Genomic DNA, 15,234 nt, shown 5'->3' on the forward strand with positions numbered 1-15,234 from the left:
CCGCGATGTCGATGATCGGCTTCGCTATCAGGCCGGGCACAGCCGTGCTTCCGATGTGCTCGATACCTCTGATCTGATCCCCCAGCACCCGTCGGATTCGACGTGCCTCCCGTCGGTACTCGATCGCCCAGCGGGCGTGGTAGGCCTGCAACTTGACCACGGCGCCTGTTCCGGGTGACCGGGTCACGGGAGTCGGGTGCAGATCATGACGCCCGTCGCGTCGTCGATCCTCACCGTCGCCCATCCCTGAAGCTCACCAAGTTCGTTCGTCAAGCCGTCGACTTTGGCCTGGTGGTGGGGCGGCCAGGAAGGCTGCGGCAGCAGATCGTCCACGACATACAGCCCGCCCGGCGCGACGAGCGCCATCGCCTCGTCGCGGTGGCTGAACTTGCCGGGCCACGTGTCGGCGAACACCAGGTCGAACGACTTGCCGGATTCCGTTCGAGAAGCCAACCATTCGCCCCCTTCGGCCACGACGAACTCGACCCTCGGGTCATCGATCTCGTCCTGCGCGATACCCGAAAGAACCGGATCCAGTTCGACTGTGACCAGCGTCGCCGTCGCGGACATGCCTCGAAGCAGATGTACGACACCCAGCCCCACACCCGTGCCCAACTCAAGCATTCGCCCGCCGGGCTTGCTCGCCGCGAGAACGCTCAGCAACTGTCCGACAGCCAGCGTCGACGACTGCGCGAAACCCTTGTCTCGGGCGCGAGCCACCAGCTTTGCGGCGACATCGTCGGTAGAACTCACGCGGCCATTCAAACACGAACGGCTTCATAGCCACCCGGCGCGAGCATGGTCGACTGGGCGCTGATGATCGGGTGTGTCACTCCCCGGCGACAATGATGCGCGGTGGCGGACGGTTCGCGGACCGCATCTGACATGCTGAACCTGGCCTCGGACGCGAGAAGGAGCGGAATGGACTTCCACAATCTGTACGCCCATGGGTTCGCCCGGGTGGCGGCCGTCACGTTGCCGATCGCCATGGTGCAGCCGGAGGTCAACGCGGCCGCGATCCTGGAGCGTGCCCGCGAATTGGACGCCGAGGGCGTCGCGCTGGCCGTCTTCCCCGAGCTGTGCCTGACCGGCTACTCGATCGAGGATCTGCTGCTCCAGGACGTTGTGCTGGACGCCGCGGACGCCGCGGTGGCGTCCGTCGTGGAGGGGTCCGCGGACCTCGGCACCGTGCTGGTGGTCGGCGCTCCGCTGCGCAGCCTGCATCGCGTCTACAACTGTGCGGTCGTCATCCATCGCGGCACGATCCTGGGGGTGGTGCCGAAGTCGTACCTGCCCACCTACCGGGAGTTCTACGAGCGCCGGCAGATCGCCCCCGGCGACGACGTGACCGGCGAGATCCGGGTGGCCGGCAGGGACGTCCCGTTCGGGCCGGATCTGTTGTTCGCCGCCGACGACGTCCCGCATTTCGTGCTGCACGTGGAGATCTGCGAGGACATGTGGGTGCCGATCCCGCCCAGCGCCGAGGCCGCGCTCGCCGGCGCCACCGTGCTGGCCAACCTGTCCGGCTCCCCGATCACCGTCGCCAAGTCCGTCGAGCGCCACCAGCTGTGCGCCGCCAACTCGTCGCGCTGCCTGGCCGCCTACGTGTACGCCGCCGCGGGGGAGGGCGAGTCGTCCACCGATCTGTCCTGGGACGGCCAGACGATGATCTACGAGAACGGCGCGCTGCTGGCCGAGTCTGAGCGCTTCCCGGACGGTCCGCGGGCCTCGATCGCCGACGTCCACATCGCCCGGCTGCACCAGGAGCGGCTCCGGATGGGCACCTTCGACGACAACCGGCGGGCCCACGCCGACCGGGTGGACGGCTTCCGCTGGATCGGCTTCGAACTCGGCGCTCCGTCCGGCGACCTGGGGTTGAGAAGGGACGTCGCCCGCTTCCCGTTCGTGCCCGCCGACCCGGACCGGCTCGCCCAGGACTGCTACGAGGCGTACAGCATCCAGGTCAGCGGGCTGGAACAGCGGCTGCGCAGCATCGGCCAGCCGAAGATCGTGATCGGCGTCTCCGGCGGTCTGGATTCCACCCACGCCCTGATCGTCGCCGCCCGAGCGATGGACCGGCTGGGGCGTCCGCGCACCGACATCCTGGCGTTCACCATGCCCGGCTTCGCCACCTCCGACCACACCAAGAACAACGCCACCCGGCTCGCCGAATCGCTCGGCGTCAGCTTCGCCACCCTCGACATCACCGGCACCGCGAAGACCATGCTCGCCGAGATGGGACACCCGTTCGCCGACGGCGAGCCGGTCTACGACGTCACCTTCGAGAACGTCCAGGCCGGGCTGCGCACCGACTACCTGTTCCGACTGGCCAACCAGCGCGGCGGCATCGTGCTCGGCACCGGCGACCTCTCCGAGCTGGCGCTGGGCTGGTGCACCTACGGCGTCGGCGACCAGATGAGCCACTACAACGTCAACGGCGGCGTGCCGAAGACGCTCATGCAGCACCTGATCCGCTGGGTGATCGCCTCCGGGCAGTTCTCCGACGAGGTCGGACGCACCCTGCAAGCCATCCTGGACACCGAGATCACCCCGGAGCTGGTGCCCACCGCGTCGGGCGAGAAGCCGCAGTCGACCGAGGCGTCCATCGGCCCCTACAACCTGCAGGACTTCACCCTCTATCAGGTGCTGCGGCACGGCACCGCGCCGTCGACCATCGCCTTCCTGGCCATGCATGCCTGGTCGGACGCCGCCCGCGGCGACTGGCCCGAGGGCTTCCCCGAGGACGAACGGGTCGCCTACGACCTGCCGACGATCAAGAAGTGGCTGGAAGTCTTCCTGCGCCGCTTCTTCGGCTTCGCCCAGTTCAAACGCTCGGCGATGCCGAACGGTCCCAAGGTCGTCCGGGGCGGTTCGCTGTCGCCGCGCGGCGACTGGCGGATGCCGTCCGACGTCTCAGCGACGCTGTGGCTGGACGAACTGCGCCGCAACGTGCCATGAACGCACACGCATCACGTTTCTCTTCGATCAGAGTTACACCCAGAAAGCGCACGGTCCCGGTGCGAAAAGACCAAACGGGAACACCCGGCATCGTCGGATGTCGCGTGTTCCCGTGAGGCACTTGGGTGGAGGTGGGGGGAGTCGAACCCCCGTCCTCAGAAGGTGAACCAGGACTTCTCCGGGCGCAGTTGACTAGGCGGTTTTCTCGGCTCCTACCCTCGCGTCAACACGTGGTAGCCAAGCCCAGTTCCAGTGAAGTCCCGAGCCGCCCCTGGAACCCAGGCGGCTCAGCAAGCCTTCTATACGAGGCCAGTAACCGGACGGAAGGCTACGTCCGGCTGACCCTTCGGTCACTGCTCAGGCAGCGAGAGCGAAGTCTGCGCGAGTGTTTTCGGCAGTTATTGGTTTTCCAAGAATCGTTAACGAGATGTCCTTGGATCCTCGGCCCGCTTCTCCTGGGACTACCGTCCCGAGTCGAAACCAGTCACCCCCTATTGAGTTGTTCGCCCGTCACGATCAACCGCTGCCACGGCGGCCAGCCCTGGACGAGCGTGTCAGTCTATCAACGTTTGCGCTCGGGCAAAACTTCCCAGGGCACCGGGCACCAGGGTCCGCGCCGGGTTGCGCCACTACTTGCCACGGGCGGCGCCGACCGTGCCGAAGACGGTGAGCACCACCCAGATCACGGTCCGCATCCGGGCGATCAGGTTGGCGTCGCCGGGCAGCAGACCGCCGACCAGGTGCGCGGCGATGCCGACCACGAAGGCGAGCAGTTGCCAGTTGAACGCCTTGGCGGCCTCGCGCTTGGCGTATGAGCCGGACGGGCTGATCGCCCAGATCGCCAGCTTCCGAACAGCCAGAGCAGGACCGGCGAGAGGTGCGCGATAGCCGTGGTCGAATCCGGGGCTGGGCTGTGGGCCGTCGGCGGCGAGTATCGGGGGCGCCCGACCGGTCCCCCGATCGGCGTGGTCAGGGTGTGTTTCGCGAGGCGTCCGAGGCCGGTTCCGGGTAGCCGGAGGGCCTACCGTAGCGGCATGCCCAACACGCTCGAATTCCGTGATCTCGGTGAGGGAATCGGCGACGCTGCCGCGGTGCTGCGGAACAACGCGACGGCCGCCGGACTGGACGCCGCGGTGCCGACCTGTCCCGGCTGGACGGTGCGCGACCTGGTCACCCACCAGGGCCTGGTGCACCGCTGGGCGACTGCGACGGTGCGCGGCGTCCCGGCGCGTCCGGACTCCGACGTTGAGGCCGAGGCGGCGCAGGCGTCCGATCTGCTGGAGTGGTTGGACGACGGCCTGGTCGACCTGCTGAACGCGCTGGCCGCGGCACCCGCCGATCTGGACGTGCCGTTCTTCCTGCTCGACGCGCCGGCACCGCGGCAGGCCTGGACGCGTCGGCAGTGCCACGAGACGACGATCCATGCGATCGACGCGATGGCGGCGAAACTGGGCCGTCCGCCGCGTCCGGACGAGTTGTGGTTCTCCCCCGCCCTGGCCCGCGACGGCATCGACGAGCTGTTGCTCGGATTCGCGCCCCGCGCCACGTACAACCCGCGACGTCCGGAGCCGGCCGAGATCGCGGTCCGCACCGACGACGGCCTGGGCGCCTGGACGGTCGCCCTCGGTCCGGACGGCTGCGCCTCCCGCGTCGGTGCCGCCGAAGACGCCGACGCTCAGATCACCGGGACAGCCCGAGGCGTCTACGCCGCCTTGTGGAATCGCGGCCGCAACCGCGCCATCCAGGGCGACGCCGCGCTGGTCCAGGCATTCCTGGACCAGCTGGCGATCACCTGGTGAGGCCCGCGGGCGTCAGCTGGTGGCCGCGGCCTTGACCACAGGCTTGGCGTCCGCACCCAAGACCGCCGAGCCGGCCCAGGCCTGAGGCGCGCCGACCCGCTCGTCGGGGTTGATCGTCTGCCGCCTCGCAGACGTGCCATGCCCGTCCGGTCCCCCCCTGCTTCGATGGCCGCGATCTAGGCATCGGAGACCATCGTCCGATCAAAATGGGCCACGCCGGCAAGCGCGCCGACCAGGAATGCCAAAATGACTGCCACCATCCAGGGCATCAGGACTGCGGCTCCGATCGCCGGCTCCAGAAGGTCAGCAGTACCGAAATAGCTCCTCACCGCGACCCCCGCAAGGATCCCAAACGCGACGACGGGAAGCGCGGCCACCACGCTCCACGCGGTTTGGGTGCCAGCGGCGATCTGTAGATGACGACGCCCGATCCCGATCGCGGCAAGAGTGCCGCGCTGCCGCGCATAGGACCACGCCAGTTCGAGGGCCACGAAGGCCAGCGCTGCAGCCGCCTGCATCACCGCAGTCCCGAACCCGACCGTGAATAGCGCCGAGTAGCGAGTGTAGATCTCCAGCGAGTCGGTATCCTTTGCGCCCGCGCGAAACGGAACCTCAGGAAACTCGGATGCCATGAAGCCGACGATGGCGTCCGCTCGATCTTGACTGAGCAGTGGGATGACCAGCGACGACCCCGATGCTTCCGCGAGCTGGAGTTGATACTTCTCGGGCAGCTTGACTGACCAGCGAACATCGGTCACCCGTTCGCCTGCAGGAACAGGGATCGGGGCTGCGCCGGGGCTGACACGGAACTGGCCGGAAGTCAGTGTGCCGGCACCGAGCTCGTCCCCAAGTTGCACGTCGTCCTCAACGCACAATCGCGGTTCGTCGCGCACGAGGCGGTCAAACGCGGCCACACCCTGGCAGTCGCCCGAGACGATCACAGCGTTGCTGGCTGCCTCGTAGCCAACAACGACATGGGGGGCCGGTAGCTCGCTCATGAGCCGAGCTGCCACACCTGGATCCAGCAAGCTGATTTCGTCGACCTCGAGCACACGCGTGGCGCTGTAACCGACGCCCCATCGACCTACTCCCGAAATGAAGCCAGTTGCAACGCCAGTGAGCACGCACAACAGCGTGAGCGCGGTGAGTAGCCGGCCGCTTGCGTTCGCGAATGCTGCTGCGCTCCGAACGCCCAGTCTCGGGCCTGGGTGCCGCAGAACCTCAGCGACCCAAAAGGCGGCAGCTTGAGCCCAGGTCGGCATGACGATGAGAAGTCCGACCGTCCCAACCACTACCGCAACGAGAACAGCCCATGTCAACGATTCAGGTTGGCGGAGTGTGGTCGGACTGGTCAGCCAGTAGATGACCATTCCCAGTAGGAGCGCCGTGGACATCGTCACCATGGTCTGCGCAACCCGGGACGGAACGCGCGACCCAGGGTTGGTGACGGCGCGGGCCCGGCTCTGCCCCGGCTTGAGCACCAGCCGATAGGCCGCGCGAAAGGCCGCCACCACCGCAAGAGCCACGATGGTCATCGACAGCGATGCCGGGAGGTGCCCGGTGGACGGCCACCAGGTCACCTGAAGGAGCCGACTGGCCCCCAGCGGCCCCTGGACCTGGCTGAACAGCATGAACCCCAAGCTCAGCCCGACGCCGGTCAGGAGCGCGCATTCGGTCGCGAACATCCTCGCGACCTTCCGTATAGGGATTCCCAGCCGATGGAAGACACCAAACCGTCTCGATCGACTGGACAGCAAGAATCCGAAAGCAGAGCGAAAGAACATCACCGATGGCAGCGCCAGAATGGCGACCAAAGCGACCACCATTGCAGCGACCCCATCGGAACCTGTCGGCGTGGGCTGCCTACCGAACCCGCTGACCTGCCTGAACGAGGATCCTACGGATCGGCCCTTCTCCAAAACGGTGTAGGAGTACAACTCAGCGGGATTGAGCAGACCTTCCGGGCCGATCTTTATCGATCCAGCCCCAGCATCGGTTCCGGAACTGCGGGCAAGGAGATTGTCAAGTGCCGGAGATACCGCCCGCCCGCCCGGTCGCGGCCATTCGCTCAGTCCTGGCGGGGGAGGCTGATCTACGAATGTCGCTGACACGATCACGTTCGTCCACTGCCGGCCATCAACAGTAGTGATGCTCTCGGCAAGCTGGAGTCCTGACCGCGACTCGCTGCTCAGGGGGGCTCTTCGCGCCGCGATCGTGCTCTCCTTGCCTCCCAGCAGCGCCACGCATAGGCCTAGCGCGACAGTGGTACCCACCAGCGCTGCGGCAAGCACCACGGACACCCAGCGAACCAGGTCACGACCGCGCGTCCCGAACAGGAGTCGACGAAACAGCCGAACCTCAGCCAGCATCCGGCAGCCCTCCGAGCACCCCGTCCACGATGGTGATCGTCCTCCCCAGAGCAGCCGCCACGACCGGGTCATGGGTAACGACCACGAGAGCAATCCCGGCTTGCTGGGTGAGTTCTCCGAGAACCTCCAATACAGCATCGCGACCGGCAGAGTCGAGCGAGCCTGTGGGCTCATCCGCGAGAACAACCGGCGGCTCCATGGCGAATGCACGAGCCAACGCCGCCCTCTGCGCCTCTCCACCGGAGACCTCGTTCGGACGGCTGTGCTGGAGATGGGCGAGCCCAAGTTGCCCAAGCAAATAGGCAGAACGCCGCTCGGCGTTTCGTTTCAATGAGCCGGAGAACTCAAGAGGCAACGCGACGTTCTGGAGCAACGTCAACTCGGGCAGCAGGTCGTGGGTCTGGAACAACAGCCCCATCCGTCGGAGTCGGTGTGCGCGCTGGTCGGCCACCGACATATCCATCCACGATTTTCCGAGGAACGTCACAGTGCCTGAGTTGGGGGTCTCCAAGCCCGCCAAGCAATAGAGCAAAGTGCTCTTTCCCGCTCCAGAAGGGCCCATGATTGCGACCTGCTCCCCAGGCCGGACCTCTATCGAGACGGGACCAAGAACCTGCCGAGACTGGTAGACCCTAGTGATGTCAGTGCAGGTAAGCACCCTGTCAGACCGTCCAGTGCGATGTCACCGATTGACAGTCTTCTCCGTGCAATTCCACCAGAAAAGTCCCTCCCAGCACACCCGAATGGACACTGAATCGGCGTAAGTGGTGTCGCCATACATGACCAAGTCATAGGACGACGTGCCATTCGTGGTCCGGCGAGCACCGTCTGACCATCCATAGCCGTCGATGTGTGCCTGAAGACGTGCGGTCGGCTCGGTCACCACGAAGCTCCCCCAGACCCGCGTCTTCCACGCTCCTGAACTGGTCTTGCTGTACTTGAAGTTCGTCAACGCTCCCTCTGTTCCGAAGAACACTTACCTGGGGTGGACGTGTGGTGAAGTGGACAATACACCACCCGGCCTACTCTGACCAGAGGGACGGACTGCGAGTCGACTCATCCGGGCTCAACATCACCCACACCGTCCAGCTGACCCCCGGCAAACGGTCGCCAAACAATTCCCCACTCCTCAGCTCAGCTGTCACCCTGCGGCAGACTCTGCTTTCACCATGGCCTTCGCGTCCACCCCGGCCTCCTTGCGCTGCTGCACCGAGATCGGCGCCGGCGCCCCGGTCAGCGGGTCGTAGCCGCCGCCGCTCTTCGGGAAGGCGATCACGTCGCGGATCGACTCCGAGCCGGACAGCAGGGCCACGATCCGGTCCCAGCCGAAGGCGATGCCGCCGTGCGGCGGGGCACCGAACTTGAAGGCGTCCAGCAGGAAGCCAAACTTCTCCTGCGCCTCCTCTTCGGCGAGCCCCATCACGGCGAACACCCGCTCCTGGATGTCGCGGCGGTGGATACGGATCGAGCCGCCGCCGATCTCGTTGCCGTTGCAGATCATGTCGTAGGCCCAGGCCAGCGCGTTTCCGGGGTCGCTGTCGAAGGTGTCCAGGTCCTTCGGCGAGGTGAAGGCGTGGTGCACGGCCGTCCAGGCGCCGGCACCGACCGCCACATCACCCTCGGCGACGGCGTCCCCGGTGGGCTTGAACAGCGGGGCGTCGACCACCCACAGGAACGACCAACTGCCTTCCTCAATCAGGTTGCAGCGCTTGGCGATCTCGTTGCGCGCCGCACCCAGCAGCGCCTGCGAGGACGATTTGGCGCCGGCGGCGAAGAAGATGCAGTCACCCGGGTTGGCGCCGACAGCCGCCGCCAGACCGGCGCGTTCGGCGTCCGAGATGTTCTTGCTGACCGGACCGCCCAGGGTGCCGTCCTCGGCGATCGTGACGTAGGCGAGGCCGCGGGCGCCGCGCTGCTTGGCCCACTCCTGCCAGGCGTCGAAGGTGCGCCGCGGCTGGGACGCCCCACCAGGCATCACCACGGCGCCGACGTAGGGCGCCTGGAAGACCCGGAACGGGGTGTCGGCGAAGTACGAGGTCAGCTCGGTGAGCTTCACCTCGAAGCGCAGGTCGGGCTTGTCGGAGCCGTAGGAGTCCATCGCCTCGGCGTAGGCGAGCCGCGGGAACGGGGTGGCGAGCTCGACGCCGATCAGCGACCAGATCTCCGTGGCCAGCGCCTCGCCGAGGGCGATCACGTCCTCCTGGTTGACGAAGGACATCTCGATGTCGAGCTGGGTGAACTCGGGCTGCCGGTCGGCGCGGAAGTCTTCGTCGCGGTAGCAGCGGGCGATCTGGTAGTAGCGCTCCATGCCGGCCACCATCAGCAGCTGCTTGAACAGCTGCGGGGACTGCGGCAGGGCGTACCACGAGCCGGGCGCGAGCCGGGCCGGCACGATGAAGTCGCGGGCACCCTCGGGCGTGGAACGGGTCATCGTCGGGGTTTCGATCTCAACGAAGTCGCGAGCCTCGAGCACCCGGCGGGCGGCGGCGTTCACCTGGGAGCGCAGCCGGATGGCACGGGCCGGGGCCGGACGGCGCAGGTCGAGGTAGCGGTACTTGAGCCGGGCCTCCTCGCCGACGCTGACCCGTTCGTCGATCTGGAACGGCAGCGGCGCGGACGGGTTGAGCACCTCGAGCTCGCGGATCGCGACCTCGATCTCACCGGTGGGCAGGTCGGGGTTGGCGTTGCCCTCGGGGCGCGCCTCGACCTCGCCGATCACCTGGATGCAGTACTCGTTGCGCAGTTCGTGGGCGCCGGACGCCGCCAGCACCTCGTCCCGGACGACGACCTGGACGACGCCCGAGGCGTCCCGCAGATCGATGAAGGCGACACCGCCATGATCGCGCCGGCGGCCTACCCAGCCGGCGAGAGTGACGGTCGCCCCGATGTCGGAGGCGCGCAGGGTTCCAGCGGTATGGGTCCGCAGCATGGCGATGTTCCTTTCTCTGCCCCGCATAGACGGTGCGGGTGCGTCCGTTCGATCCTATGACGGCAGCCGCGGACGAGTCGAAACGAGCGCGTTCGCGATAGGAATGACCCATGCCCGACATCTCCGAACTTGAGGCGTTCCTGGCCGCCGCGAGCGTCGCCGACGAGGTGTTCGCGCTGCGTCCTGACTATCGCGCCTTGTTGATCGCGGTGGACGGCCTCGAACCCGGTGACGGAGACACCGAGAGCGAGGCGCTGCTGACCCGCGCTGAAGAGTGGGCGACTGAGGCGACCGCCACCACACGGGTGGAGGATCTGCCGCACATCGCGTCCTGGCGGGACGCCTTTCGCTGCTTCGGCGCCAAGCCGCAGCGCACCCGGACCAGCGTCGAGGCGCTGACCCGGCGGGCCGTCGCCGGGCTGCCTCGGATCAATCGGCTCACCGATATCTACAACGCGATCTCGGTGCTTCATCAGTTGCCGATCGGCGGCGAGGATCTGCGCCGCTATTCCGGCGCTCCTCGGCTGATCCGGTCGGACGGCACCGAGCCGTTCGACACGGTCGTCGACGGTACGACCACGATCGAGCATCCGGAGGTCGGCGAGGTGGTCTGGACCGATGACGCCGGGGTCACCTGCCGCCGCTGGAACTGGCGTCAGGGCCACCGCACCCAACTGACCGGGGCCACCTCGGCGGCACTGTTCATTCTCGACGTGCTGGATCCGATGACCGAGGACGAGCTGACTGCGGCTGCCGATGAGTTGACTGCCCAGCTCATCCGGCTGGGCCCGGACGTCGCGATCGCCCGCCGGCTGATCTCCCGCCCATCCCCACAGGAGCCCCGATGAATCACTCCCCCGACAAGCACGATCCGGCGTCCGTCGCCTTCGGCACCTGGGCGGTGCACGGCGGCAACAGCATCGACGCCGGCACCGGCGCGATCCGCACCCCGCTGGTGATGGCGAACTCGTACCGGCTGCCAGACGATCCGGCGTCGATGGACTGGTCGGCCACCGATCAACTCACCTACACCCGCAACGGCGGGGTGAACCAGCAGGCGCTGGAACGCAAACTGGCCGCGATGGACGGCGGCGAGGCCTCGGTGTGCTTCGCGTCCGGGGTCGCGGCGCTGCACGGGGTGTTCTTCACCCTGTTGAAGTCCGGCGATCACGTGGTCGTCTCGGACGTCACCTACGAGGCGGTGTGGCGGTTGTTCGCCGAGTTGCTGCCGCAGCGCTACGGCATCGAGACCACCTTCGTGGATGTCGCCGACCTGGACGGCGTCCGCGCTGCGGTGCGAGCGAACACCAAGCTGGTGCATGTCGAAACGATCGCCAACCCGACCACGAAGGTGGCCGACATCCGTGCCGTGGCCGACGTCGCCCATCGGGCCGGCGCGATCCTGACGGTCGACGGCACCTTCACTCCCCCGCCGCTGTACCGTCCGATCGCCGACGGCGCGGATCTGGTGATTCATTCGCTGACCAAGTACATCAACGGCCATGGCGACGCGATGGGCGGTGTGGTGACCGGACGCGCCGACCTGGTCGACCGGATCCGGCACGACGCCCTGGTGGACGTCGGCGGCGCGATCTCGCCGTTCAACGCCTGGCTGATCACCCGCGGCTCCGTCACCCTTCCGTTGCGGCTGCGGCAGCTGCTCGCTTCGGCGGAGAGGATCGCGGCCTTCCTGGACGCCGATCCGCGGATCGCCTACGTCGAGTACCCAGGGCTGGCCGGCCACCCCCAGCACGAGCTGGCCACCCGCCAGTTCGGCGGACGCGGCTACGGCGGCATGCTCGCCTTCGCCATCGACGGCGATCGGGACAGCCAGAACCGGTTCGTCGCACAGCTGCGGGTGATCACCTCGGCGTTCTCGCTGGGCCACGACGAGAGCCTGATCGTGCACGTCGGCCCCGACACCCGCGGCGGCAGCGAGGGCTACCCACCCGGCTTCCAGACCTACGGGCATCTGCGCTTGTCGGTCGGCCTGGAAGATGCGGACGACCTGATCGCCGATCTCGCCGGGGCACTGGACCGTACCGAGATCACCGGCTCACGAAAGGCTTCGCGATGAACCTGTTCACCGGACTGAGCGCTTTCGCTCACCCCACTGCGCGATGACTCCGTCGACGGGACCGCCTACGCGGGGCTGATCCGTCGGCTGGTCGACGCCGGCGTGGACTCGATCACCGCGCTGGGTTCGACCGGTTCGTACGCCTACCTGTCCCGCGAGGAACGCTGGACGGCGCTGCGGATCGCGATCGAGAATGCCGGCGACGTCCCGGTCTTCGCCGGGATCGGCGCGCTGCGCACCAGCCACGTCCAGGCGCTCGCCGAGGACGCCCAGAGCGCCGGGGTGGCCGGCGTGCTGCTGGCGCCGATGACCTACCAGACGCACACCGACGACGACGTGTACGGGCTCTATGCCGACGTCACCCGCGACCTGTCGGTGCCGCTGATCGTCTACGACAACCCCGGCACCACCCATGTCACCTTCACCGACGACCTCTATCAGCGAGTCACCGCGCTGCCGAACGTGGCGTCCATCAAGATCCCCGAGCTTCCCGACGATCCGGACGCCGCCGCTGCGCGGGTAGCCCAGATCAGGTCCCGGATTCCGGCCCACGTGACGATCGGGATCTCCGGCGATCCGGCGGCGTCCACCGGTCTGATCGCGGGCTGCGAGGCCTGGTATTCGGTGATCGGCGGCACCCTGCCGCAGCCTGCGCTGACCATCACCCGAGCCGTCCAGCGGGGCGACGCGGCAGCCGCGGTCGCCGAATCGGAGCGGTTGCGGCCGTTGTGGGAGCTGTTCGGCAGGGTCGGCAGCCTGCGGGTGATGGCCGCCGTCGCCGAGCACTACGGGCCGGCGACCCGCTCTTGCCTGCCGCTGCCGATTCGGGGCCTGGACGACGTGACGCGGGCCGAGGCCATCGCTCTCATCGAGAGGCTCGGCCTGCAGCCGACGCCATGAGTTCGACCGGCCAGAGCCCGGCCACCCAGTCCGTCCGCTGGGGCCTGGCGCGGCACGTGATCGCGGCGACGCTGGCCCGCACCGTTGACGGCGGCGGCGTGGTGGCCGTGGTGTTGCTGGTCACCACCTCCGGCGGGTCGGGCTGGACGGCAGGGCTGCTCGGCGCCTGTCTCACCCTGCCGCACATGGTCGGCCCGTTCGTCGCCCGCAGCCTGGACGTGGCCCGCGACGGCCGGACGGTGCTCGCCGCGGCCTGCGTGCTGCACGGCGGACTGCTCGCCGCGGCGGTGCTGAGCTACCCGTTCAGCTGGGTCGGTGTCCCGGCGGTGCTGCTGATCGCGTCCGGGGTGATCGGCCCACTGCTGACCGGCGGGATCAGTTCCCGGCTGCCGGCGATCGCCGGGCCGGATCTGGTCGCGCAGCGTCGCGCCCAGGGCTGGGACGTCGCCACCTACGGCATCGGCGGCACCATCGGCCCCACTGTGGTTGCCGTCGTCGCGGCCTGGACGAACGCGACCGTCGCGGCTCTGGTGCTGGCCGGCGGCACCCTGCTGGCGGCGTTCATCGTCCGACTGCTGCCGTATGCCGCGCCGCACGGCACGGACGCCGACGTGCCGCACCCCGTCCGGACCCTGCAGATCATCACCCGCACCGGGGCGCTGCGCCGGACGCTGTACCTGACCATGATCGTGGCCCTGTCGGTCGGCGTGCTGCCGGTGACCGCCGTAGCCAGCGCAGGTTTGTTCGGCGTCGAGCCGGCGACCGCGGGCGCCCTGGCGGCCTGCTACGGGCTCGGCGGGCTGGCCGGATCGGTGCTGGTGATGATCCGCCCGCTGCGCAGCGATCCCGACGCCGCCATGCCATTGCTCGCGAGCCTCGTCGCTATCGCGCTGATCGGGGTACTGCTCGCGCCCGGCATCTGGATCGCGGCCGCCGCCTACGTCACAGCCGGCGTCCTCAACTCGTTGTTCTTCGCCGCCACACTCGCGGCGCGCAGCGAGTACTCGCCGCTGCCCGTCCGGGGCCAGGTGTTCGTCTGGGTGGGTGCACTGAAGATCACCGCCGGCTCGGCCGGCACCGCCGCGGCGGGTGCGCTGGTTGCGCACACCGTCCAGCTGCCGGTGGCGCTCGGCGCCATGCTCACCGCGCTCGGGGTCGGCCTCGCCGTGCTCGACCGGCGGCTCAGCGTCCCCGCTGCTGATCAAAACACGTTGTAGGGCCGGAATTGGACGCTGATTCTCGGCCCGACCGGCTTGGCGGTTTTCAGGATGGCGTGTTCCCAGGTGCGCTGGCAGGAGCCGCCCATCACGATCAGGTCGCCGTGACCCAACGGATAGGCGCCGTGCAGCCGTCCGCCGACCAGACGCAGCGATAATTGCCGCGGCGAGCCGAACGACACGATGGCGACCATGGTGTCCTCGGTGCGGCTGCGTCCGATCCGGTCGCCGTGCCAGGCCACCGAGTCGCGTCCATCGCGGTAGTAGCAGCAGCCGGCGGTGACGAACTCCTCCCCCAGCTCGGCGGCGTAGTAGCGGTTCAGCTCGTCACGGGCCTGGGTCAGCACCGGGTCGGGCAGGTCGTCGCCCACCCCGTACATGCACAGCAGCCGCGGGACGTCCACGGTGCGGTCGTACATCTCGCGCCGCTCGGCATGCCACGGGATCGCCTCGATCAGCCGCGGGAACACCTCGTCGGCGCCCTGGACCCAGCCCGGCGCCAGATCGAGCCAGGCGCCCCGGCTCAGCGGAACCCGGCGGACACGTCCGGACAGCGACGGAACCTCGACCGCCTCCGCACCGAACAAACCCGCCTGAAAACCCACCGACATGGCTCGACTCTAGCATGTTATCGAACTGGCGTATTAATCACGTTTTGTGTGCGACACGCACATCTGGTTCGCATTGTTCCGGCGTCCGCAACACCCCGGACATGGCGCCGACGGACGCCGATCTTTCCCTCGTCCGACTCGCCGAAGCCGGCCGGATCGACGCACATCGACACTCCGTCCGAGCCGCAAAGTTGTGACATCGGGCCTGATGTGGCCTAGGTTGGCGACAACCTTGACGGAGGTGACGATGAATTCGAATCCTGGCGAGGTCTTGTCAACGGGGATGAATCGACGACGATTTCTGCAGTTGGGGGCCGCCTCGGTAGCCGGTGCGACACTGGGCCTGAGTGCCTGCACGGCGCCCTCGTCCGATG

General features: G+C 67.9%; 12 protein-coding genes, 1 other RNA gene and 1 pseudogene. 6 read left to right on the forward strand and 8 right to left on the reverse strand.

Annotation, left to right across the window (positions count from 1 at the left end):
- Nucleotides 1-37: 37 nt before the first annotated feature.
- A pseudogene (locus tag QM619_RS12785) lies at nucleotides 38-244 on the reverse strand (GrpB family protein); the annotation flags it as partial.
- Nucleotides 184-753 carry an O-methyltransferase gene (locus tag QM619_RS12790; protein ID WP_415109173.1) on the reverse strand — a complete coding sequence of 190 codons (570 nt, stop codon included), beginning with the start codon at nucleotides 751-753 and terminating at the stop codon, nucleotides 184-186. The pseudogene QM619_RS12785 and the gene QM619_RS12790, both read right to left, overlap by 61 nt.
- Nucleotides 754-921: 168 nt before the next feature.
- Between QM619_RS12790 and QM619_RS12795 the strand changes: the two genes are divergently transcribed.
- On the forward strand, nucleotides 922-2,958 hold the full coding sequence (locus QM619_RS12795) for an NAD(+) synthase (RefSeq protein WP_415109176.1): 2,037 nt from the start codon (nucleotides 922-924) through the stop codon (nucleotides 2,956-2,958).
- Nucleotides 2,959-3,081: 123 nt separating this feature from the next.
- Here the strand turns inward: QM619_RS12795 and ssrA are convergent.
- Both ssrA and QM619_RS12805 read right to left on the reverse strand, forming a co-directional pair.
- Nucleotides 3,082-3,450, reverse strand: a transfer-messenger RNA (tmRNA) gene (gene ssrA, locus QM619_RS12800).
- A 137-nt stretch (nucleotides 3,451-3,587) separates the two neighbouring features.
- A complete protein-coding gene (locus QM619_RS12805; protein WP_415109179.1) occupies nucleotides 3,588-3,719 on the reverse strand; it encodes a hypothetical protein in 132 nt (43 codons plus the stop codon).
- A gap of 273 nt (nucleotides 3,720-3,992) precedes the next feature.
- Here QM619_RS12805 and QM619_RS12810 point away from each other — a divergent pair, with 273 nt between their 5' ends.
- Nucleotides 3,993-4,757: a maleylpyruvate isomerase family mycothiol-dependent enzyme gene (locus QM619_RS12810; RefSeq protein ID WP_415109182.1), complete on the forward strand. Its 765-nt coding sequence runs from the start codon at nucleotides 3,993-3,995 to the stop codon at nucleotides 4,755-4,757.
- A 176-nt stretch (nucleotides 4,758-4,933) separates the two neighbouring features.
- On the opposite strand, the gene QM619_RS12815 is transcribed toward QM619_RS12810, so the two are convergent.
- The 3 genes from QM619_RS12815 to aspS all read right to left on the reverse strand — a co-directional run bounded on the left by QM619_RS12815 (nucleotide 4,934) and on the right by aspS (nucleotide 10,055).
- Complete coding sequence (locus QM619_RS12815) at nucleotides 4,934-6,442, reverse strand: hypothetical protein (protein WP_415109185.1); 1,509 nt, start codon at nucleotides 6,440-6,442, stop codon at nucleotides 4,934-4,936.
- A gap of 673 nt (nucleotides 6,443-7,115) precedes the next feature.
- Nucleotides 7,116-7,784: an ABC transporter ATP-binding protein gene (locus QM619_RS12820; RefSeq protein ID WP_415109188.1), complete on the reverse strand. Its 669-nt coding sequence runs from the start codon at nucleotides 7,782-7,784 to the stop codon at nucleotides 7,116-7,118.
- Nucleotides 7,785-8,267: 483 nt separating this feature from the next.
- Complete coding sequence (gene aspS / locus QM619_RS12825; protein ID WP_415109190.1) at nucleotides 8,268-10,055, reverse strand: aspartate--tRNA ligase; 1,788 nt, start codon at nucleotides 10,053-10,055, stop codon at nucleotides 8,268-8,270.
- 110 nt (nucleotides 10,056-10,165) lie between these two features.
- Between aspS and QM619_RS12830 the strand changes: the two genes are divergently transcribed.
- The 4 genes from QM619_RS12830 to QM619_RS12845 all read left to right on the forward strand — a co-directional run bounded on the left by QM619_RS12830 (nucleotide 10,166) and on the right by QM619_RS12845 (nucleotide 14,249).
- The gene (locus QM619_RS12830) at nucleotides 10,166-10,903 is read left to right on the forward strand and encodes a B3/4 domain-containing protein (RefSeq protein ID WP_415109193.1); all 738 of its coding nucleotides are present in this window, start codon (nucleotides 10,166-10,168) and stop codon (nucleotides 10,901-10,903) included.
- The gene (locus tag QM619_RS12835) at nucleotides 10,900-12,132 is read left to right on the forward strand and encodes a trans-sulfuration enzyme family protein (RefSeq protein ID WP_415109196.1); all 1,233 of its coding nucleotides are present in this window, start codon (nucleotides 10,900-10,902) and stop codon (nucleotides 12,130-12,132) included. The genes QM619_RS12830 and QM619_RS12835 overlap by 4 nt, the downstream gene beginning before the upstream one ends.
- An 87-nt stretch (nucleotides 12,133-12,219) precedes the next feature.
- Nucleotides 12,220-13,032 (forward strand): dihydrodipicolinate synthase family protein, encoded by an 813-nt coding sequence (locus tag QM619_RS12840; protein ID WP_415109347.1) that lies wholly within the window; start codon nucleotides 12,220-12,222, stop codon nucleotides 13,030-13,032.
- A complete protein-coding gene (locus QM619_RS12845) occupies nucleotides 13,029-14,249 on the forward strand; it encodes a hypothetical protein (RefSeq protein ID WP_415109199.1) in 1,221 nt (406 codons plus the stop codon). The genes QM619_RS12840 and QM619_RS12845 overlap by 4 nt, the downstream gene beginning before the upstream one ends.
- On the opposite strand, the gene QM619_RS12850 is transcribed toward QM619_RS12845, so the two are convergent.
- Nucleotides 14,234-14,860: an alpha-ketoglutarate-dependent dioxygenase AlkB gene (locus QM619_RS12850; RefSeq protein ID WP_415109202.1), complete on the reverse strand. Its 627-nt coding sequence runs from the start codon at nucleotides 14,858-14,860 to the stop codon at nucleotides 14,234-14,236. The two genes, QM619_RS12845 and QM619_RS12850, sit on opposite strands and share 16 nt — an antisense overlap.
- Nucleotides 14,861-15,234: the final 374 nt, after the last annotated feature.

The sequence above is a fragment of the Micropruina sp. genome (assembly GCF_047606665.1).
GTDB lineage: Bacteria > Actinomycetota > Actinomycetes > Propionibacteriales > Propionibacteriaceae > Micropruina.

Coding starts and splice junctions, on each gene's coding strand:
- QM619_RS12795 (WP_415109176.1), top strand. CDS start 922: ATGGACTTCCACAATCTGTACGCCCATGGGTTCGCCCGGGTGGCGGCC.
- QM619_RS12810 (WP_415109182.1), top strand. CDS start 3,993: ATGCCCAACACGCTCGAATTCCGTGATCTCGGTGAGGGAATCGGCGAC.
- QM619_RS12815 (WP_415109185.1), bottom strand. CDS start 6,442: ATGTTCGCGACCGAATGCGCGCTCCTGACCGGCGTCGGGCTGAGCTTG.
- aspS (WP_415109190.1), bottom strand. CDS start 10,055: ATGCTGCGGACCCATACCGCTGGAACCCTGCGCGCCTCCGACATCGGG.
- QM619_RS12830 (WP_415109193.1), top strand. CDS start 10,166: ATGCCCGACATCTCCGAACTTGAGGCGTTCCTGGCCGCCGCGAGCGTC.
- QM619_RS12835 (WP_415109196.1), top strand. CDS start 10,900: ATGAATCACTCCCCCGACAAGCACGATCCGGCGTCCGTCGCCTTCGGC.
- QM619_RS12845 (WP_415109199.1), top strand. CDS start 13,029: ATGAGTTCGACCGGCCAGAGCCCGGCCACCCAGTCCGTCCGCTGGGGC.
- QM619_RS12850 (WP_415109202.1), bottom strand. CDS start 14,860: ATGTCGGTGGGTTTTCAGGCGGGTTTGTTCGGTGCGGAGGCGGTCGAG.